The 19,601-nt window shown below is 70.9% G+C and carries 18 protein-coding genes; 12 read left to right on the forward strand and 6 right to left on the reverse strand.

The features are described 5' to 3' along the window. Positions 1–11 precede the first annotated feature (11 nt). Entirely contained in the window at positions 12–656 is a 645-nt protein-coding gene (locus AB0H12_RS36335) for an MFS transporter (RefSeq protein ID WP_499629051.1), read from the forward strand. Continuing rightward, positions 569–973 (forward strand): hypothetical protein, encoded by a 405-nt coding sequence (locus AB0H12_RS36340; RefSeq protein ID WP_499629053.1) that lies wholly within the window; start codon positions 569–571, stop codon positions 971–973. The genes AB0H12_RS36335 and AB0H12_RS36340 overlap by 88 nt, the downstream gene beginning before the upstream one ends. Positions 974–976: 3 nt before the next feature. Here the strand turns inward: AB0H12_RS36340 and AB0H12_RS36345 are convergent, their stop codons facing one another. After that, positions 977–1,339, reverse strand: coding sequence for a MerR family transcriptional regulator (locus AB0H12_RS36345; RefSeq protein ID WP_499629054.1), 363 nt, complete (start codon positions 1,337–1,339; stop codon positions 977–979). A gap of 95 nt (positions 1,340–1,434) precedes the next feature. Continuing rightward, the gene (locus AB0H12_RS36350) at positions 1,435–2,361 is read right to left on the reverse strand and encodes a MerR family transcriptional regulator (protein WP_499629056.1); all 927 of its coding nucleotides are present in this window, start codon (positions 2,359–2,361) and stop codon (positions 1,435–1,437) included. Between the two features lie 155 nt (positions 2,362–2,516). On the opposite strand from AB0H12_RS36350, the gene AB0H12_RS36355 reads away from it, so the two are divergent. Then, complete coding sequence (locus tag AB0H12_RS36355) at positions 2,517–3,005, forward strand: hypothetical protein (protein WP_499629059.1); 489 nt, start codon at positions 2,517–2,519, stop codon at positions 3,003–3,005. Between the two features lie 6 nt (positions 3,006–3,011). Here AB0H12_RS36355 and AB0H12_RS36360 read toward each other — a convergent pair whose 3' ends face one another. After that, positions 3,012–3,644 carry a TetR/AcrR family transcriptional regulator gene (locus AB0H12_RS36360; RefSeq protein WP_499629060.1) on the reverse strand — a complete coding sequence of 211 codons (633 nt, stop codon included), beginning with the start codon at positions 3,642–3,644 and terminating at the stop codon, positions 3,012–3,014. 26 nt (positions 3,645–3,670) lie between these two features. On the opposite strand from AB0H12_RS36360, the gene AB0H12_RS36365 reads away from it, so the two are divergent. From AB0H12_RS36365 to AB0H12_RS36385, 5 genes are all read left to right on the forward strand, one after another. Then, entirely contained in the window at positions 3,671–4,372 is a 702-nt protein-coding gene (locus AB0H12_RS36365; RefSeq protein ID WP_499629062.1) for a hypothetical protein, read from the forward strand. Positions 4,373–4,459: 87 nt separating this feature from the next. Continuing rightward, positions 4,460–4,906 carry an SRPBCC domain-containing protein gene (locus AB0H12_RS36370; protein ID WP_499629064.1) on the forward strand — a complete coding sequence of 149 codons (447 nt, stop codon included), beginning with the start codon at positions 4,460–4,462 and terminating at the stop codon, positions 4,904–4,906. Then, complete coding sequence (locus AB0H12_RS36375; RefSeq protein WP_499629066.1) at positions 4,903–5,235, forward strand: ArsR/SmtB family transcription factor; 333 nt, start codon at positions 4,903–4,905, stop codon at positions 5,233–5,235. The genes AB0H12_RS36370 and AB0H12_RS36375 overlap by 4 nt, the downstream gene beginning before the upstream one ends. Before the next feature lie 124 nt (positions 5,236–5,359). After that, positions 5,360–6,757 (forward strand): MFS transporter, encoded by a 1,398-nt coding sequence (locus AB0H12_RS36380; RefSeq protein WP_499629068.1) that lies wholly within the window; start codon positions 5,360–5,362, stop codon positions 6,755–6,757. A gap of 41 nt (positions 6,758–6,798) precedes the next feature. Then, positions 6,799–7,149, forward strand: a complete 351-nt coding sequence (locus AB0H12_RS36385; RefSeq protein WP_499629071.1) for a VOC family protein — start codon at positions 6,799–6,801, stop codon at positions 7,147–7,149. A gap of 72 nt (positions 7,150–7,221) precedes the next feature. On the opposite strand, the gene AB0H12_RS36390 is transcribed toward AB0H12_RS36385, so the two are convergent. Next, entirely contained in the window at positions 7,222–8,382 is a 1,161-nt protein-coding gene (locus AB0H12_RS36390; RefSeq protein ID WP_499629073.1) for a polysaccharide lyase family 7 protein, read from the reverse strand. A 72-nt stretch (positions 8,383–8,454) separates the two neighbouring features. Next, positions 8,455–9,225, reverse strand: coding sequence for an NAD(P)H-dependent oxidoreductase (locus tag AB0H12_RS36395; protein WP_499629074.1), 771 nt, complete (start codon positions 9,223–9,225; stop codon positions 8,455–8,457). A gap of 99 nt (positions 9,226–9,324) precedes the next feature. Here AB0H12_RS36395 and AB0H12_RS36400 point away from each other — a divergent pair, with 99 nt between their 5' ends. The 4 genes from AB0H12_RS36400 to AB0H12_RS36415 all read left to right on the forward strand — a co-directional run bounded on the left by AB0H12_RS36400 (position 9,325) and on the right by AB0H12_RS36415 (position 18,218). Further along, positions 9,325–10,191 (forward strand): helix-turn-helix transcriptional regulator, encoded by an 867-nt coding sequence (locus AB0H12_RS36400; protein WP_499629076.1) that lies wholly within the window; start codon positions 9,325–9,327, stop codon positions 10,189–10,191. A 230-nt stretch (positions 10,192–10,421) separates the two neighbouring features. Further along, a complete protein-coding gene (locus AB0H12_RS36405; protein WP_499629078.1) occupies positions 10,422–14,765 on the forward strand; it encodes an alpha-L-arabinofuranosidase family protein in 4,344 nt (1,447 codons plus the stop codon). 5 nt (positions 14,766–14,770) lie between these two features. After that, a complete protein-coding gene (locus tag AB0H12_RS36410) occupies positions 14,771–17,185 on the forward strand; it encodes an OmpL47-type beta-barrel domain-containing protein (RefSeq protein WP_499629080.1) in 2,415 nt (804 codons plus the stop codon). 88 nt (positions 17,186–17,273) lie between these two features. Further along, positions 17,274–18,218, forward strand: a complete 945-nt coding sequence (locus tag AB0H12_RS36415) for an acyltransferase domain-containing protein (RefSeq protein WP_499629082.1) — start codon at positions 17,274–17,276, stop codon at positions 18,216–18,218. Between the two features lie 258 nt (positions 18,219–18,476). Here the strand turns inward: AB0H12_RS36415 and AB0H12_RS36420 are convergent, their stop codons facing one another. Continuing rightward, positions 18,477–19,484, reverse strand: coding sequence for a hypothetical protein (locus tag AB0H12_RS36420; RefSeq protein ID WP_499629084.1), 1,008 nt, complete (start codon positions 19,482–19,484; stop codon positions 18,477–18,479). Between the last annotated feature and the right edge of the window lie 117 nt (positions 19,485–19,601).

Consider the following 19,601-nt stretch of genomic DNA (forward strand, 5'->3'; position numbering starts at 1 on the left):
AAACTCCACCAATGGTTTCCGCCGGTACCGGCTTCTGGCGCCTCTGGACGTCCTCCGGCCTGTCGAACCTCGCCGACGGCACGTTCAAGGTCGTCCTGCCGCTGGTCGCCGTCCAGACCACCCGCGAACCGACACTGGTGGCGGGGCTGGTGTTCGCGCTGCCGGCGGGCGCGCTGACCGACCGCCTCGACCGCCGCCGCACCGTGATCCGGGCGAACACCGCCAGGGCCGTGCTGCCGGCCGTGCTCGCCGCCGCCGTGGCGTCGGGCTGGGCGAGCACCTGGTTCCTGTACGCCATCGCCTTCGCCGCCGGCATCGCCGAGACGCTCTACGACACCTCGGCGCGATCCCTGCTGCCGCAACTGGTCGACCGCGACCGGCTGCCCCGCGCCAACGCCCGCCTGCTCGCCGTCGAGCTCACCGCCCTCTGGCTGGTGGCCCTGGCCGTCCTGTGGTCGGTCCGGGGCACGTTCAAGGTCCACCGCGAGCACCGCACCACCCTGCGCGCGGACATCGGCGAAGGCTGCGCTTCCTGCTGCGCCACCGCGTGTTGCGTGCCCTCGCCGTCATGGTCGGGCTCTTCAACATCGCCAACACCGCGTCGGGCGCGGTCTTCGTCCTCTACGCCGTCGGGCCCGGTTCGGCGATGGGCCTGACCGGACAGGTGTTCGGCCTGCTCCTCGTCACCCCGGCCGCCGGCAGCCTGCTGGTCGCGGCGGCGTTCGCGGTGGCGGGCGGCGGGATCGCGGTGCTCAACGTGGTCGCGGTCTCGTTGCGGCAGCACGTGACACCGGACCGCCTGCTCGGCCGGGTGAACAGCGCCTACCGCCTGGTCGCCTGGGGCACCATGCCGCTCGGCGCGGCGTTCGGCCTCCGGGCGGTCTTCGTGATCATGACGGCGGTGTCGCTCGTGACGCTCGTCGGCCTGTCCGCCACCACCGACCGGAAGATCGACGCGGCGCCGGCGGTGTAGTCGTCACCGCCGTCCCGACGCCGCGTCGATCACCTCGTCCAGCACGTCCCGCGACCGCACCAGCTCGCCGATCATCCGGTCGATGCGGCCGCGTTCGGCGGTGAGGTCGTCCACCAGCCGTGGCGTGGCGATCTCGGACGGCCCGCCGTCCGCGTCCCGCATGCACGGCAGCATCAGCGCGATCTTCTTGCTGCTCAGCCCGGCGGCGAACAGCTCCTGGATGCGGATGACCCGGTCGACCGCGCGTTCGGGGTACTCGCGGTGGCCGCCGGTGGTGCGGTCGGCCGTCAACAGCCCTTGCTGCTCGTAGTACCGCAACGAGCGCACGCTCACCCCCGTGCGCCCGGCCAGCTCACCGATCCGCATGCCACACCCCGCGCGACTTGGACCTGACACTGATGTCAACTTCTACCGCAGTCGCACGACGCGCACAACCAGCACCTTCGACCCCGCCCGCCGATTCACGTGGGCGGCGAGGAGCGCCACCCGACGCCGGCCGCCTCGTGACCCAGGGCGCGGAGGAACCAGTCGAACGCGGGCGCCGCGCTCTCCGGCGCCCGCCACCCGTTGACCACGGCCAGCAGCCGCAGGTACCGCTCACGGCGGGGGTCGTTCGCGGCCTCCAGCAGCGCCGCCAACCGGTCGGCCGGCACGTGCGGCACCCGTGCCAGGACCTCGGCGACGACCCGACCGGCCTCGGCCGACGTCGGCTCGACCCCGGCGGCCAACGCCGGACCCACCGCGTCGCGGACCACCGCCGCCGGATGGCGCCGCAGGCCGTCGCGCACCAGGGCCTGGTGCTCGACCAGCCGTCGCACGCACGCCTGGAAGTTCGGGTCCTGCGCGAGCCGCGCCAGCTCCACCCAGGCCTCGACCTGCGCGACCTCCGGCTCCTCGGGCAGCTCCGGCGTCATGGACCGCATGACCCCCGCGAACGCCGGGTCCTCCGCCAGGTCGCCGAACGCGCGGTCGAGGAAGTCGTCGACGAGCTGTCGGCGCCCCTCTTCGGAAAGCTTGGCCAATTCGTTCATGAGACCCATCTCCTCGGGGCCGGCCCCGCGCTCCGCCACGATCGTCAGCACCGCCCGGCGCAGTCGGAGCACGCCGATCCGCGCCGCCAGCGCCTCCGCGTGCGCCGCCGCCACCTCGGCCAGCGTGAGCTCCCGGTCCAGGACCCGCCGGATCGTCGGCAGGTCGAGTCCGAGCTCGCGCAACGTCCGCAGGAGGTCCAGGCGGGCCACGGCGTCGTGGTCGTAGAGCCGGTAACCGGCCGGGCTGCGACCGGTCGGCGGCACGATCCCCTCGTCGGAGTAGAACCGGATCGCCTTGACCGTCAGCCCGGTCCGCCGAGCCAGCTCACCGATCGGGAAGACCGCGTCGCCGTCCATGTCCACCACCCTCGCGTCTCCCCTTACCGGAGACTCAAGGTTTCCACCGCGCCGGTCGAGGTGGACGCGGAGCCCCGACGTGCCCCGGTGCCGAGCGCCGGCCGGATCCGCCGAACAGCCCCGAACGCCGCGGTCGCGTCGGCATACTGTCGGCCATGATCGACACCGCGGCCCTGGCCGGTTTCTTCGCCGCCCACGGCGTCTGGAGCGTCTCGGAGGGCGAAACCCTGATCCCGCTCATCGGCTACGAGCAGCCCGATGGCGAACGAGGCATGGACCGCTACGTGCTGGACGACGTCGGTCGGTCCGCGCAGGCCGCCCAGGAAGCGTTGGAGGCCAACGAACACGGCGCCACCCGTGCCGTCATGGTCGCCGACGCGTACCTCGCCATGGACTGGGGCCGCACCGACGCCCTGATCGTGCGCGCGGTGGAACACGGCCTGATGCCGGGCGCGATGGAGCTGGCCGTCCCGTACTCCCCGCCGACGGACACGACGCCGTTCACCGTGTACCGCTTGCAGATCATCGAGGTCACGGGTTTCGCGGACCAGGACTACGACACGCTCGCCGAGGCGTTCTTCGCCGGCGTCGACTCCCACGAGCAGGCGGCCGAGGTCTGGAACACCCACCTCGACCAGTCCTGACCGACCTCACCCGGCGAGGAGCTCGCGCGCCAGGGCCTCGCCCCACCACCGCTCCACCCGGTCGGGGCGCCAGGCCCGCTCGACGGTCAGCGTCGTGTAGACGTCGATGTTGCACAGCGCCGCGTAGACGTCGACGGCCGACCGCACGTCCACACCGGACCGCAGGGTGCCGTCCGGCCAGGACGAGAACACCTGGGCGCGGGTGTCGTCGCCGCCCCGGCGACCCTCCTCGTACGCCGCCGCCAGCGCGGGCTCGGTCCGGCCCGCCTCGCGCACGAGCGCGATGACGTCACCCGAGCGCTCGAACAGCCGCCGGTCGTAGGCCGCCATCGCGGCGAGCTGCCGCGCCGGACCGGCTGACGCGTCCTCCAGCACGGCCAGCGTCGCCATCGGGTCGGCGGAGATGTCCGCCGCCTCGGCGACGGCCCGCACGAGCCCCGCTTTGTCGCCGTACGCCGCGTACACCGTGGGAACCGAGACCTTCGCCTCCTCGGCCACCGCGCGCACGGTCGTCGCGGCCCACCCGTGCGCGACGAAGAGCCTGCGCGCCGCACGCGCGATCTCGGCCCGCGTCTCCCGCGCCTGCGCGACCCGCCGCAACGAGTCGTACCGACGCTTGCCCGTCTCGCCCACGTCCACCTCTTGAGTGTAGCTATATTGATTATATGTCAACTAAAACCAAAGCGTCCGAACTGCCGTCGACCAGCACGTTCGGGCGCATCGCGGGCTTCTCCGGCCTCGGCTTCGCCGCCCTGATCGTCCTGGCCAACGTCATCATGGTGCCCACCGGCCTGCCGAAGACCGGCGCGGACGCCGCGGAGGTCATCGCCTACTTCTCGGCCAACCGGGGGGTCGTCGGCGTCGGGTCCGCCCTGACCCCGGCGGCCTGGGCGCTGTCCACCGTCTTCGCCGCGGGCGCTGTGGCGGCGCTGTGGCGGTCCGACCGCGGACGCGGCGAGGCGTGGTCGCTGGTCGGGTTCGCCGGCGTGCTGCTGCAGAACGGCGCGTTCGCCGGCGTGACCGCACTCCGCCTGGCGGTGGCCGACGACCCCGGCGGCGCCCTCTGGTCCCTGCACGACGCCCTGTTCACGCTCAACGGCGTGTTCCTGGCGTTGGCACTGCTCGGCTTCTCCGTCGGCGGGCGGCACGCCGGCCTCGTCCCGGTGTGGCAAGCCCGGCTCGGCCTGCTGTCGGCCGCGCTGCTGTTCACCTCGGCCACCCTGACCCCGCTCGTCATCGGCAGCCCGGGAGCGCTCGGACTCCTGGGCCTCACCGGCTGGCTGCTGTGGGTGGCGTGGGTGGTCGCCTACTCCGGCGCCCTCATCCGCCGGTGCGTGCCCGACGTCCGGCCGTCGCCTGTGCCGTGATGTCGTGCAACTAGCGGGTTGCACGACAGTAAGCCGGCGTGCAACCATCTGGTTGCACCTAACGACCGCACCCGAAGGAGCTCCCCCATGAGCGAAGACCGGATCGAGCGCGACACGCTGATCGACGCCTCCGTCGAGCGCGTCTGGTCGCTGGTGTCCGCACCGGGCTTCTGGGTGGCCGACCCGGAGGGCCTGGAGGCCACCACCGCCGTCGAAGGCGAGTCGGTGGTGGCCAGGAACTCCGAGCACGGCGACTTCCCGGTGCGCGTGGTGAAGGTCGAGCCGCACTCGTACGTCGCGTACCGCTGGGCCCCCGCCTTCCCCGGGCAGGAGCTGACCGAGGGCAACAGCACCCTGGTGGAGTTCACGCTGTCCGCCGAGGGCGGCAAGACCCGCCTCACCGTGGTCGAGAGCGGGTTCGCCGCGCTGGCGGTGTCCGAGGACGTGCGCGCGCGGACGATCGACGACAACGCAGCCGGCTGGCCGCAGGTGCTCGACGCGTCGAGGAAGCGCGTCGAGGAGTCGACCGTGTGACAGCGGAACCGGACGGCGCGGTGGAGGTCGGCGACGTCCTGGTCGCGCTGGCCGACCCCACCCGCCGCCTGCTGCTCGACCTGCTCGCCGCGCGGGACGCGGTCACCGCGACGACGCTCGCCGGGCGGCTGCCCGTCTCCCGGCAGGCGATCGTCAAGCACCTCGCCGTCCTGGAGGCCGCCGGGCTCGTCGTCGGCCACCGGGCCGGACGTGAGGTCAGGTACTCGCCGCGACCCGCCGGGCTGGACGCCACCACGCGGTGGATGTCCGCGCTCGCGACCGGCTGGGACCGCCGGTTGGCCGTCGTCAAGCGGGCCGCCGAGGCGTGAGAGCAGCGCGTCGGCCGGGCGTTCGGACCCGGTCCCGCCGTGAACCGCCGAGCGGCCCGGCCTTGGCCGCGAATCACGGCCGCACCACGACACCGGGGGACAACCCCGAGAAAGGGATCGCATCGTGACTGCCGAGACGTCCTCCCCGCCGCGGTTCAGCGGCAGGCAGCGGCTGGTCCTCCTCGTCCTGCTCGGAGCCGCCTTCGTGTTCGCCGCCGACTACTCGATCCTGAACGTCGCCCTGCCGCAGGTCGGCGCCGGCGTCGACATGGGACTGACCCAGCTGCCGTGGATCGTGTCCGCGTACACGCTGCCCGCGGCCGGTTTCATGCTGCTGTCCGGTCGGTTGGCGGACCTGTACGGCCGGCGCAAGCTGTTCCTCGCGGGCCAGGTCCTGCTGGCCGCGGCATCGCTGCTCGGCGGTTTCGCGACCAACCCGGAGATGCTGCTGGCCGCCCGCGCGTTGCAGGGCCTCTCCACCGCCATGGCCATTCCGGCGGGGCTGTCGCTCATCACCACGACGTTCCCCGAGGGCGAGGCGCGGGCCCGCGCCCTCGGCCTCAACGGCGCGATCCTCTCCGGCGGCTTCACGGCGGGCGCGCTGCTCGGCGGCATCCTCGTCAGCCTGCTGAGCTGGCGGGCCGCGTTCTTCGTCAACATCCCGTTCGCCCTCGCCATCCTGATCGCCACGCCCCTGCTGATCGGCGAGAGCCGGACGCCGCGGCGGCAGCAGCTCGACGTGCCGGGCGCGGTGATGGTCACCGGAGGTCTGCTGGCGGTGGTGTACGCGATCATCGAGAGCAGCCTCGTGGCCGCCGTCCTCGGCGTGGTGCTGCTGGGCGTTTTCTGGGTGGTCGAGTCGCGGTCGTCCGCGCCACTGGCGCCGGTGCGCATCCTCAAGAAGCGCACGGTGTTGTGGGGCAACTACGCGGGTCTCGTGATCTTCTCCATGGAGACCGGCATGATCTTCCTGATGACGCTCCACCTCCAGGACGTGCTGGAGTTCACCCCGGTGATCACGGGCCTCGTCTTCGGCGTCCCCGGCCTCGCGGCCGTGTTCGCGGGTCCTGTCGCCGGTCGGCTCATCGGCAAGCACGGCGCCCGGAACGTCCTGACCGCGGCGTTGGCCCTGCAAGCCCTGACGATCCTGCCGCTGGTGTTCCTCGGCGCGAGCAGGCTGGGGCCGGTGCTGCTGGCGCCCGCGCTGTTCCTCGGGTTCTTCGCGCACGTCGCGTGCATCGTGGCGTACACGGTGATCGGCACCTCGGGCCTGCCGGACGACGAGCAGGGCCTGGCGACCGGCCTGACCTCGATGACGCAGCAGGTGGCCGTCACCGTCGGCGCGCCGATCATGGTCGCGGTCGCCGCCACGCAGGCCGACCGGTTGGCAGGCAGCCACCTCGCGCTGGCGGTGAACGTGGCGGTGACGCTCGTGAGCGTGGCCCTCATCCGGTTCGGGCTCCGTCGCCGCGACGAGGAGGGCCGCACCTCGGCCCGGGAGGCCGTGGCGGCGGTCGCCTGACACCCGGCGTCAGCTCTTCCACGAACACGAGGGATTTCGACATGACGACGCTCAAGCCCGGCAGCATGGTGCTCGGCACGACCCGTCCCGCCGAGCTGCGGGCGTGGTACGTCAAGGCGCTGGCGCCGGAATCCACCGGTGACGGCCCGATCGACCTGGGCGGCTTCCTGCTGGTCGTCGACGGTCGCGACGACGTCGCCACCGAGAACGACGAGCCGGGACGCGTGATCGTGAACTTCCACGTCGAGGACTTCGACGCCGCGCGGGCCCAGCTGAACGCGGCCGGCGTGGAGTGGATCTCGATCGCGGACCGGGAGGCGGGCACGTTCGGCACGTTCGCCGACCCCGACGGCAACTACCTCCAGATCATCATGTGGAAGAAGGGCGCCTGAGGGCGGACGGCGCCCGCGTGCCCGGCCGGCGGTGTTCGCCGACCGGGCACGTCGCCGTCCGTCGCCCGAGGGTCAGGCCGCCGGGTGGATCGACGTCTCCGTGATGCTCGTCCAGTCGTTGCCGGTGTTGCCGTGACCGACGACGCGCACGTAGCGGGCCGAGGTGTCGGGGATGTCGTAGGTCTCCGGCCGGAGCGTCGTGCCCGCGCTGGAGCCGGAGAACCGGTCGGTCCACCCGGTCCCGTCGGTCGACGTCTGGATCAAGAAGTCGTGCCGCCGGGTGTCGCCCTTGTGCCAGGCCAGCTTCACCGCGCCGACCGCGCGGGCCGAACCGAGGTCGTACCGGATCCACACGCCGTCACCCTCGTCCGACCAGCGGGTGGCCAGGTCGCCGTCGAGGGTGTTGCCCGGCACGTTCCCGTCGTGCCCGCTCGCGGTGACCGCCGAGACCGGCAGCGGCGTGCCGGTCGGGGGCTCGGGCTGGGGCGCGCCCTCGCCCAACGTCACCTTGTGGATGATCGTCTCGCCGTAGTTGCCCGCGCTGCACGGGCTGGAGTTGCCGCAGTTGGCCTGCGTGTAGGCGCCCGCCTTGAAGTAGCCGGTGCTGAACGACGCGCTCAACGTGGCCGCCGGCGCGCCGTCGTAGTAGGCGTTGATCTTCCCGCCGGAGACGACGAACTTGACCTGGAACCGCGTGTTCAGCCGGAAGTCGTCGGTCACCAGCTTGTAGTGCGCGTTGTCGCCGTTGGTGACGTAGAGCTTGCTGCCCTCGACGCGGAACACGGAGACGTCGTCGTCACCGCCGTGGATCTGCCCGACGACCAGGTGCGGCTTGTCGTCCGGCAGCCGCGTGACGGTCTGGTCGACGGTCATCACGTGCGTCCCGGACGTGGACGACCAGGCCGCGTTCTGCGTCCCGCTCATCTCCCGCAACTCGGACCGCGGGTAGTTCGACCCGCTGGTGGTGACCCCGTTCACCGCCGCCCGGAACCGCACCCCGCCACACCCGGCGTCGGGCACGAACCAGGGGTCGACCCGGTAGCTCGCCAACGCGGGCTGCTTGACCTCGTCCGGGTCCTCCTCCCCGCCGATCGGCAACTGGATCTTCCAGCTGCGCAGGTCCAACACCTGGGCCGGGATGTCGCACGCCGCGGCCACCGAGCCCGGCGCCACCCCGACCAACGCACCGGCCGCCACCGTGCCGGCGGCCAACAGTCCAAGAACTCGTCCCATGCCGCCATCGTGCTGACCCGAACCCCCGCCGGACGGGCCCTTGTCGCCTTCCTGCCACGGGTCCCGGAGGTCTCACGGCCGGCGGTGGAGGTCGAGCCCGGTCGCCCCCGGCGCCTCCGTGCCCGGCAGCAGCCGCATGTCGCGGTCGTAGTCGTCGACGAGCGACCGGAACGGAACCGGCTCGTCGGTGAAGAGCCCGTCCAGCCGACGCCCGTACTCCCGCCGCGCCGCCGCGTACTCCTCCGCCGGCAGGTCGACCGTGCCGTAGACCGCGAACGGTTCGAGCGGTGTCAGGCCGGTGAACCACAGCACGCCGTGCTGGATCGGGAAGAGGAGGTCCTCCACCGCGCCGTGGACGCCCCGGTCGGTGAACGCCGACGCACGGCCGCCGATCGTCACCGACAGCAGCGCGCGCCGTCCGCCCAAAGCGGAGCCCTCGGTGTAGGGCGGTGGGACTGCCGGGCCGTGCGCGAAACCGTTGGTGAAGACGCGGTCGACCCAGCCCTTGAGGATCGCGGGGAAGGAGAACCACCACATCGGGAACTGCAGGACGACCGCGTCCGACCAGCGCAGCTTCTCCTGCTCGGCCGCGACGTCGGAGGTCAGCCGACCCGCCAGCGTGGCGTGCTCGTGCGCGGCCAGCACGTCCAGCGGCCCGTCACCGGCGTGGTCGGGGACGTCGTCGGCGTCCACGGTCGACTTCCACTTCATCGCGTAGAGGTCGGACACCCGCACTTCGTGACCGGCGGCGCGCAGGTGCTCGATCGCGAAGGAGGTCAGGGCGCCGTTGAGGGACCGCGGTTCCGGGTGCGCGCTGACGACGAGGATCTTCTTCGTGCTCATGCCGCCAGGTTCGCCGGTCCGCGGCGCGGCAGCCAGCACCCGGCGCGTCCGGCGGTCCGGCGGTCCTGGTACCGCGAGGGCCAGGGAATACTGGGAGGCATGGACGGCGTGGACGACCGCACCGAGGACGTCGAGGGGATCGGTGACGCGCGGCGTGCGCTGGGCGCGTTCCTGCGCGCCCGTCGGGCACGTGTCGCTCCGGAGCACGTCGGCCTGGCCGCCGGCCGTCGGCGACGGGTCCGCGGCCTGCGCCGCGAGGAGCTGGCCCAGCTGGCGGGCATCAGCGTGGACTACTACGTGCGCCTGGAACAGGGCCGTGCGACCCAGCCGTCACCCGAGGTGCTGGACTCGCTGGCCCGCGCGCTCGGCCTCGACCCGGCCGAGCGCGCGCACCTGACCACCTTGGTCGAAGCCAGGCACGGCGCCGCGCCGAGCGCCCGCGTCAGCCCGTTGCTGGGACGGATCGTGGCCGCGGTGGGCGACTTCCCGGCGTTCGTGACGAACCACCGCCTCGACGTGGTCGCGTGGAACAGCCTGGGCGGCGAGCTGTTCGGCGGCTTGTCCGACCCCACCCGCCGCGACCGCAACAACGCCAGGTACCTGTTCCTCGACCCGGCCTCGCACACCCTCCACCCGGACTGGGACGCCCGGGCCGCGGAAGCCGTCGGCCAACTGCGGGTCGCCGCGGGCCGCTACCCGGACGACCGCGACCTGGTCGGGTTGATCACCGACCTGTCCGCCCGCAGCCCCGACTTCCGCCGGATCTGGGCCAGTGGCGAGGTGGTGGTCTGCGGTGCCGGTCGCAAGCGCCTCCGGCACCCGGAGGCGGGAGTCCTGACGCTGGACTACGAGACCCTCCACGTGCCCGCCACGTCCGGCGGGACGGGCCTGCTCGTGCACGTCTTCAGCGCCGAGGAGGGCACGGAGGAATCCGCCGCGCTCGCCCACCTGGCCGCGGCGGTGTGACCCGACCTCCGCCGGCGGCGTGACGCCACGACCGAGCCCGAGGTCGTCAGGCGCGGCGCCGATAAGACCGGTCACACTTGTGAACGCTCACTCATGTGCCTCGTGCGGTCCAGGGCGCGTGTCCAACACCGTGAACGATCTCTTGACGACCTTCTCTGTTAACGCTCACACTCCCCGGTGGAAACGCTGGCATTTCCTACGGCGGTGGAACTCAGAGTGGAGCACCCCTCATGACGACAGCGCAGCGGTCGGTCGGAAGACCAGGCCGACGGTGGATCAGCGCCCTGGTGGCCGCGGCCCTGCCGGTCACCCTCGGGGTCGCGCTCTCCGCGGTGACCGCCCCCAGCGCGGGGGCGGTCGAAGGGGAGACGTGGACCGACGACTTCGCCTCGACGACGCTGCGCCCCGAGTGGGAGATCGTCAACGAGGACCCGGGCGGCTGGTCCCTCGTCGACGGATCCCTGCGGGTCACCGGCCAGACCGGTGACACCTACCAGGCGGTCAACACGGCGCGGAACGTGTTCGTGGTCGACATCCCGGCGGGCGACTTCACCGCCGAGGTGACCGTGCGCGCCCAGGTCGCCAAGACCTACCAGGGCGCCGGGCTGATCGCCTGGCAGGACATGGACAACTACGTCCGCTCGGGCCTGACCTTCGTGGGCTCCCTGGCACCGTCCGGGATCGCGATCGAGAACGACGTCGAGACCGCCGCGTCGTTCCGCGCCGAGCGGTTCGTCGACCGACCGGGCTCGACCGGCGAGACGCTGCAGCTGCAGCGGGTCGGCGACACCATCACCACCCGGTACAAGGACGCCTCCGGGACGTGGGTGGACGCCTCGGCGGTCACCGCCGCGTTCCAGACGACCCAGGTCGGCGTCTACGCCTTCGGCGCGCTCGACGGCACGACGCTCGCCGCCACGTTCGACGACTTCCGGGTCACCGCGGCCGCGGGCCGGGACATCCGGCCCGACGGCACGTTCTCGATCAAGGACGCCGGCGGCGCCCACCTGGTCGAGACCGAGGCCGGACTGGCCCTCTCGCCCGAGCCGCCGCTGTCCGCCCTGGTCTTCACCGCTGCCGCCCAAGCCGACGGCACGGTCCACCTGCGCACCGCCGAGGGCGACCGCCCGGTCGTCGTCGCGGACGGCCGCCTCGCGCTCGGCCAGACCGGCGGCGCGGCCTCGCCCGTGCGGCTGACCGACGCCGCGGGCGGCGAGCTGTTCCTGCGCGACGCCGAGGGCGCCGGCTACGCGGGCGGCACGGGCCCGCTGGTGTTCGGCGACAAGGCCTCCGCCGTCCGCTTCAAGCTCGCCCGGGTCAGCACGTCCGACGCCGAGCTGGCCATCGACGGCGACGCCGCCGCCGCGCAGATCAGCGACACGATGTTCGGCATCTTCTACGAGGACATCAACTACGCCGCCGACGGCGGCCTCTACGCCGAGCTGGTGCGCAACCGGTCGTTCGAGTTCAACTCCTCGGACAACGAGAGCTTCACCGGCATGACCGGCTGGGAGGTCGTCAACGGCGGCGGCGCGGCTCCGCAGGCGCTCGTCGTCGACGACGACACCCGGCTCAACGCGATGAACCGCAACCACTTCCGGCTGGTCGCCGACGGTCCCGGCGACGGCCTGCGCAACCTCGGCTACAACCGCGGCTTCGCGGTCAAGGCGGGCGCGACGTACGACGCCTCGGTCTGGGCGCGCACCACGACCGCCCAGAACCTGGCCATCCGCCTCGTCAGCGCCGACGGAGCCGTCACCTACGCCGAGGGCGCCGCGGCCGTCGACGGCTCGGACACCTGGAAGCAGTACCCGGTGACGCTCACCGGCGCCGCCACCACCGACGCGGCCCGGCTCGTCGTCACCGCGGGCGCGGCCTCGGTGGTCGGGCTCGACATGATCTCGCTCATGCCGCAGGACCGCTGGGTCGGCCCGGTGAACGGCAAGTCGGTCCTGCGCAAGGACCTGGCCGAGAAGGTCGCCGCGATGAAGCCGACGTTCCTGCGCTTCCCCGGCGGGTGCGTCACCAACGTCGGCACGTTCCGCACCTACGAGGAGAGCGGCTACACCGACCGCCGCCGCACCTACCAGTGGAAGGAAACCATCGGCGCGGTCGAGGAGCGCCCGACCAACTGGAACTTCTGGGGCTACAACCAGTCCTACGGCATCGGCTACCTGGAGTACTTCGAGTTCGCCGAGGACCTCGGCGCCGAGCCGCTGCCCGTGGTGTCGGTCGGCGCCAACGGCTGCGGCAGCACCATCCCCGAGATGAAGGACCCGGCGATGATCGCCCGCTGGGTCGACGACACCCTCGACCTCATCGAGTTCGCCAACGGCGACGTCACCACCGAGTGGGGCGCCAAGCGGGCCGCGCTCGGCCACCCGGCGCCGTTCGGGCTGGAGATGATCGGCTTGGGCAACGAGGAGAACACCACGACCTTCGAGGCGAACTTCCCGGCGTTCCGGGACGCCATCGAGGCGCGGCACCCGGAGATCACCATCATCTCCAACTCCGGCCCGGACGACGCGGGCGCGCGGTTCGACACCCTGTGGGACTACAACCGCCGCCAGAACGTCGACATGGTCGACGAGCACTACTACAACGACCCCGACTGGTTCCTGCTGAACAACCACCGCTACGACAGCTACGACCGCAACGGCCCCAAGGTGTTCCTGGGCGAGTACGCCTCGCGCGGCAACACGTTCCGCAACGCCCTGGTCGAGGCGTCGTACATGACGGGTCTGCAGCGCAACGCCGACGTGGTCCGGTTGGCGTCCTACGCGCCGCTGCTGTCCAACGAGTCGTACGTGCAGTGGAACCCGGACGCGATCTGGTTCGACAACGACGAGTCCTGGAGCACCCCCAACTGGGAGGTGCAGAAGATGTTCGGCAACAACGTCGGTGACGAGGTCGTGCCGAGCACCTTCACCGGCTCGGTCAACCAGTCGGTCGTCAACGGCGGCATCTTCCTGTCCACCTGGAACACCGCCGCGGCCTACGACAACGTCGAGGTCACGTCCAACGCCAACGGCGAGACGCTGTTCTCCGACGACTTCGCGAACGGCGACCAGTGGAACCCGGTCGCCGGCAGCTGGGGCGTCGCCAACGGCGAGTACGTCCAGTCGTCCGCCACGACCACGGACGCGCGCAGCATCATCGACGACGCGTACGCGAAGAACTGGACGAACTACACCCTGGAACTCGACGCCAAGAAGACCGCCGGCGCCGAGGGCTTCCTCATCGGGTTCGGCGCCAAGGCCACCAACGACTTCTACTGGTGGAACCTCGGCGGCTGGAACAACACCCGCTCGGTGCTGCAGAAGGCTTCCGGCGGCAGCGCGGTCGAGGTCAAGTCGGTCGAGGGCCACAGCGTGGACACCGGCGCGACCTACCGCGTGAAGGTCGTCGTCGCGGGCAACACCATCTCGCTGTACCTCAACGGCGAGCTGCAGATGACCTACGAGTCCGGCGCCGACGAGAAGCTGTTCCAGGTCGTCACGCGGGACGAGGCGAGCGGCGACATCGTGGCCAAGGTGGTCAACACCTCGGACGAGACCGTCCGCACGCGGGTCACGGTCTCGGACGCGGGCGTGCTGCCCGACGGCGAGGTCACCCAGATGACCGGCGCGCCCGGTGACACCAACACCAAGGCCGACCCGACCAAGGTGGTGCCCACGACCCGGCGGATCAGCGGGCTGTCGGACGACTTCAGCTACGACTTCCCCGCGCAGTCGATCACGTTCCTGCGGATGCGCACCACCGACGGCGTCGCTCCGGTCGTCGACGACGTGACGCTGCGCGGCACGACCGTCAACGGCTGGTACGGCGACCCGGTCACCGTGTCCGCGACCGCCACCGACGACCGCCGGCTCGACCGGATCGAGTTCCGCGTCGACGGCGGCGCGTGGCTGCCCGGCACGGAGGTCCAGGTCAGCGGCGACGGCCGGCACACCGTGGAGGTGCGCGCCGTGGACGCGGCGGGCAACGTCGGCGTGGTCCGTCCCGTGGCGTTCGGCATCGACGGCGTCGCTCCGGTCTCCAACGCCACCGTGGACGGCGCAGCGCGCACCGTCGCGGTCCGCGCGGCGGACTCCGGGGTCGGCGTCGACCGGATCGAGACCCGGATCGGCACGGCCGACTGGCAGCCGTACACGGCTCCGGTCACGGTCGGCGACGCCGAGACCGCGGTGCAGTTCCGCGCGGTCGACCGGCTGGGCAACGTGGAGCAGCCCGGAACGGTCGTGGTGCCGGCGAAGCAGGCGCAGTTGAAGTCGACCACGACGACGGTGACGCCGTCGAAGCCGAAGGCCGAGAAGGGCGCCGTCATCCCGCTGACCGTGAAGGTCGGCAGCACCTCCGGCGGCACGACGCCGACCGGCGAGATCCGAATCCTGGAGTCGTCCGTGCCCCTGGCCTCAGCGACCTTGACCAACGGGACCGCCACGGTGTCGCTCGTCACCAGCGGCCTGAGCGTCGGTGACCACACCCTCGTCGTGCGCTACGTCGGCGACGGCGGGCACAGCCCATCGCAGACCAGCGTGGTCGTGCGGATCACCAAGCCGCGGAGAGGGTGAACGGGATGAAGATCGCACTGCGGAAGCGGACCACCCTCGCACTGCTGGGCGCCGCACTCGTGGCGGGCGGGTTCACCGCCGCGCCCGCCCACGCGACCGAACCCCTGGTGGCCTCGTACGCGATGGAAGAAACGGCACAGGCGGCGGTCGACGCCGTCACGGTGACCGACGCCGACGGCGTCCGGGGCAACCTCACCCTGCCCAGGACCGGAGCTCACGGCGCGACGCTGGCGTGGCGGTCGGCCGACGAGAGCGTCGTGACCGGCACGGGCGAGGTCACCCGGCCCGCGCAGGGCAGCGAGCCGGTGACGGTGGACCTGACCGTCACCGCCACGCTGAACGGCGGCACGGCGACCCGCACGATCCCGGTCACCGTGCTCCCGATGCCCGCCCCGGCGCCGCACGAGGCGTACTTCTTCCCGTACTTCGTCGGTGAGAGCACCGACGACGGCGAGAAGATCTACTTCGCCGCGTCGAAGGGCAACGACCCGCTGTCGTGGGACGAGCTGAACAACGGCCGTCCCGTGCTCACGTCGACCATGGGGGAGAAGGGGCTGCGCGACCCGTTCCTCATCCGGTCGCACGAGGGCGACAAGTTCTACCTGCTGGCGACCGACCTGAAGATCTTCGGCGGCAACAACTTCAGCGAGGCGCAGGAGTCCGGCAGCAAGCACCTGATGGTGTGGGAGTCCACCGACCTCGTGCACTGGTCGGAGCAGCGGATGATCAAGGTGTCGTCGGACTTCGCCGGCAACACCTGGGCGCCCGAGGCGTTCTACGACGAGGCGTCGGGCGACTACGTCGTCTACTGGGCGTCGAACCTCTACCCGACGACCGACGTCACCTCCCGCGACTTCCGGACCTCTTACAACCGCATGATGTACGCGACCACGCGCGACTTCCGCACGTTCAGCGAGGCGAAGCCGTGGGTGGACGTCAAGCGGGGCACCGGTCTGGGCATGATCGACGCGACCGTGGTGCGCGACGGCGACACGTTCTACCGGTTCATCAAGGACGAGGCGTCCATGACGGTCCGGCAGGAGAAGTCGACCGACCTGATGGCCACGGTCACCGGGACGCTGCCGACCACGACGTCCTCGCCGTGGTCCCTGGTCCGCGAGCGCATCGGCGTCGGCCAGCCCAACCCGTGGGGCGGGACGTTCACCGGCGGCGAGGGTCCGACGGTGTTCCGCGACAACGTCGTGCCGGGCCGCTGGCACATGCTGATCGACCAGCCGAGCTACCACGGTGGTCAGGGTTACCTGGCGTTCCGGACCGACGACATCGCCTCCGGTGTCTGGACGTCGGTGCCGGACTCGGCGCTGCCGCGCAGCCCGCGGCACGGCACGGTCATCCCGATCAGCCAGGCCGAGCTGGACGCGCTGCGCGCGGCGATGCAGCCGAACCTGCTGGCCAAGTCGGTCGCGTCGGTGTCGGTGCGCACCCGTGAGGGCGTCGCTCCGGAGCTGCCGTCCACTGTGGACGTCACCTACGCGGACGGCTCGACCCGTGCGACCGCGGTCGACTGGGCCGACGTGGACCCGGCGCGGTACGGGTCGTGGGGTTCGTTCCGGGTCGAGGGCACGTTGGCGGGCCAGGCCGTCCGCGCGACGGTGACGGTCATCGTGACCGACCGCCTCGACCCGACGGTGTCGTTGAGCACGACGCCCGCGTCGCCGACCGGCGACTGGTTCACCGTTCCGGTCGAGGTGAAGGCCACGGCCGCCGACGAGACCGGCGTGCAGTCGGTCGAACTCGCCGTGGACGGCGGCTGGCGGACCACCGACGTGGTCACGCTGACCGACGGCAGGCACACCGTGCAGGCGAGGGCGACCGACGTCACCGGGAACGTGTCGAGCCCGGTGACCAGGTCGATCAACGTCGACACGCAGGCGCCGGTCAGCCGTGCTTCGTGGCACGGCACGGCCCGGTCCGTGTCCATCGCGGCCGCGGACGACACCTCCGGCGTCGCACGGGTCGAGTACCAGGTCGGCGACTCGGCCTGGACGACCTACACCTCGCCGCTGCCGTTCGGCGACGTCGCCACGACGGTGCGGTACCGGGCCGTCGACCAAGCCGGCCACGTCGAACAGGTGAACACGATCTCCGTGCCCCGGGAGACCTTCGACGCGAGCACGACGACCGCCACCCTCAACCGTGACGCGGTCAAGCCGGGCGGCAACGCCTACGCCCGCGTCGAGGTCCGGGGCGGCCCGCACACCCCGACCGGCACCGTCCGCATCATCTCCGGAGGAGACCTGGAAGTCGGCCGCGGCACCCTGGTGGACGGCCGCGCCACCATCGCCATCGACACGGCCACCCTCGGCACGGGCCGCTGGCACCTGGCCGTCGTCTACGACGGCGACGCCAACCACACCTCATCCACGACGACCGTCACCCTGAAGGTCACCAAGCGCTAGGCGCTCGCCGAAGCGGTCGTCCCGGGCCCGTGCCGGGACGACCGCTTCTCCATGTCCTCGGACTCGACCGGTCGGTAGGATCGTCGGCGTGGATCTGGACGACACCGCCGCCCGACTCGGGGTCGCCGTCGAGGACGTCGATCGCGTGCACCGGCTCGCCGGCGACCTGCCGTCGGCTCCGCTGCCCGCCAAGGCGGACGCGCCCGCGATCCTCGACCGGCTCGCCGTGCGGCCGGACGACGCCGCCGAGATCATGGCCGGCTGGCCCGACCCCGGCTCTCCACTGTGGACCCCGGAGCTGCGCTGGCTGCTCGACCGCTCGATCGCCCTGGTGCGCGCCGATCTCGGGGGCCACGGCTGGCTGCCGCCCGGTCCGGAGTTGCCGCGCGACCGCGGCCTCGCCTGGCGGCACCTCTACGTGTACGCGTACCTGGCCCTGGCCGACGTCGTCCGGGGCTACCACCGCGACCACGGCATCGCCGACGCCGTCTCGTGGGCGACCCTCGCGGACCTGGGCCGGAACCTCGCGATCGACCGGCGGATGCGCGGCGAGGGCTGGCCGGTCATGCAGAGCTGGCTGACGCTGCACGCGCGCGGCAGCGTCTACGAGCTGGGCCGGCTGCAGCACCAGCGCGGTGACGGCACCATCGACCTGCACGTCCCCGAGTCGGGGCCGATGACCCCGGAGGCGGTCGCGGCGTCGCTCGACGAGGCCCGCGCGTTCTTCCCGCGCCACTTCCCCGACGAGCGCTTCACGGCGTTCGCCTGCGGTTCGTGGCTGCTCGACCCGCAGCTGCGGGAGTACCTGCCGGAGCACTCCAACATCGTCCGGTTCCAGCGGAGGTTCGAACTGGAGCCCTACGAGGAGCCGGAAGGACTGGACGCCGACGTCGAGGTGCTGCGCTTCGCATTCCGCACCCTGACCACCCCGCTCGACCAACTACCCCGCCGCACCGCGCTCCAACGCGCGATCGTCGACCACCTGAAGGCCGGCCACCACTGGCAATGGCGTCGCGGCCGCTTCCCGATCTGACCCGCCGGACGAGTAAGGCCCCGTGACCGCTTCGCACTGGTCAAGGGCCTTTGGTGCTGGTGAACGGTGGTGCCCCCGGCAGGGTTCGAACCTGCACTCCCCTCCGGAGTGCGGTCTGCCAAGAGGATGTGCCGCGCCCTCTACCAGCGTGAACAGTGAAGTGATCTTCTTCCCGCGAGGCACTTGGTCAAGCGAGCGTGGCCTCAACGCACTTGGCCCCAGCTGTTGGAGCCTCCTGAACGCGGCTCTGCGAGAGCTCTATTCTGTGCCATCCCTCTCCTTGTAAGAAGCAATAATTTGATCCATTAGCTGCATCTGTCGCAACTTGTCCTGGTCGTCCTGCAGTTCGGCGTGCACGTAGTCGAAGTTTTTTGGATAGTGCAACTCCCGCTGCACGTCTACGAATACGTGGCATCGGTCATCAATTTTGATCGGGGTATTCCATTGGTCGTCCGTGGACGACTGTCGGACGGGATTGTCCACCCGTGTCGTAATGGTGACGTAGAGCTCGGGTTCATTCAAGCTTCCCGGGCGAAACCGGAAGAAGTCGCGAGATATGAGAGGATAGGGGTGTTTGTCTTCCGCTGTGTCGAGTAGGTCCCAGATGGACTTGACGGGGCGTATTTCGAACAGGGCCGTCTGGCCCGGTTCCAGAAGGTAGGTGTGCTCGACGTCCGATTTGTAGGGTACGGCCACATCTTTGTTGCCGGCGACGGGGTGTGAATCTGCGTAGAAAACGGGTCCTTCGGCCAAGCCGCCTACTTGCACGCGCGCAACCCGATCGCCTTCGTTGTACAGCATTCCTTGCAAGACGAAGTATATGTAGTCGTGCCGGTGTTTCATGTAGTCAAGCGTGAGCTTGCCCCGCGAGTGGATCGGTGGATGCGGTATCGGGGGTTCGTTGATCCAACCTTCGGTAACGGTGGGGCTTTCACTCAGCAGGTTGAGTGTGACGACGACGCGAGGAGACGCTTGGTCGATTCGCGCCCTAGCTGCCTCCAGGGCCTGTACCTCGTAGGCGTTGCGAGATAGGGAAGAGTTGTTCTGTGCCTCACGTGACTGGTCAAGGGCGGCGTCGGCCTGAATGGTAGCTGCTTTCGCCTGGGTCTCGGCTGCCCGGGCGTTGCGCCAAGCGATTCGCGCCGCCATGATCGACACGACAAGTGCTAGCAGTGCGATGAGTTCCGAGCGGTATTGCACGATGAAAGGCCATGCAGTAATCCATGCGGTCTTCGAGAAGTTCCAGACTGGTTGTAATTCATCCACCGGGTACAACTTTCGAGATCGGATCCGTCGACTATGACGACAGCGTAAGCGCTTGACAAAGAACCACCTCGGGAGGGCGGTGTTCGACGGGGTCGGGACAGGGGGAGACAAGGGGAC

This window comes from Actinosynnema sp. NPDC023794 (assembly GCF_040639675.1).
In the GTDB taxonomy this organism is placed as follows: Bacteria; Actinomycetota; Actinomycetes; order Mycobacteriales; family Pseudonocardiaceae; genus Actinosynnema; species Actinosynnema luteola.

Coding starts and splice junctions, on each gene's coding strand:
- AB0H12_RS36390 (WP_499629073.1), bottom strand. CDS start 8,382: ATGGGACGAGTTCTTGGACTGTTGGCCGCCGGCACGGTGGCGGCCGGT.
- AB0H12_RS36410 (WP_499629080.1), top strand. CDS start 14,771: ATGAAGATCGCACTGCGGAAGCGGACCACCCTCGCACTGCTGGGCGCC.
- AB0H12_RS36365 (WP_499629062.1), top strand. CDS start 3,671: ATGTCAACTAAAACCAAAGCGTCCGAACTGCCGTCGACCAGCACGTTC.
- AB0H12_RS36370 (WP_499629064.1), top strand. CDS start 4,460: ATGAGCGAAGACCGGATCGAGCGCGACACGCTGATCGACGCCTCCGTC.
- AB0H12_RS36405 (WP_499629078.1), top strand. CDS start 10,422: ATGACGACAGCGCAGCGGTCGGTCGGAAGACCAGGCCGACGGTGGATC.
- AB0H12_RS36355 (WP_499629059.1), top strand. CDS start 2,517: ATGATCGACACCGCGGCCCTGGCCGGTTTCTTCGCCGCCCACGGCGTC.
- AB0H12_RS36345 (WP_499629054.1), bottom strand. CDS start 1,339: ATGCGGATCGGTGAGCTGGCCGGGCGCACGGGGGTGAGCGTGCGCTCG.
- AB0H12_RS36335 (WP_499629051.1), top strand. CDS start 12: ATGGTTTCCGCCGGTACCGGCTTCTGGCGCCTCTGGACGTCCTCCGGC.
- AB0H12_RS36340 (WP_499629053.1), top strand. CDS start 569: ATGGTCGGGCTCTTCAACATCGCCAACACCGCGTCGGGCGCGGTCTTC.
- AB0H12_RS36395 (WP_499629074.1), bottom strand. CDS start 9,225: ATGAGCACGAAGAAGATCCTCGTCGTCAGCGCGCACCCGGAACCGCGG.
- AB0H12_RS36350 (WP_499629056.1), bottom strand. CDS start 2,361: ATGGACGGCGACGCGGTCTTCCCGATCGGTGAGCTGGCTCGGCGGACC.
- AB0H12_RS36385 (WP_499629071.1), top strand. CDS start 6,799: ATGACGACGCTCAAGCCCGGCAGCATGGTGCTCGGCACGACCCGTCCC.
- AB0H12_RS36400 (WP_499629076.1), top strand. CDS start 9,325: ATGGACGGCGTGGACGACCGCACCGAGGACGTCGAGGGGATCGGTGAC.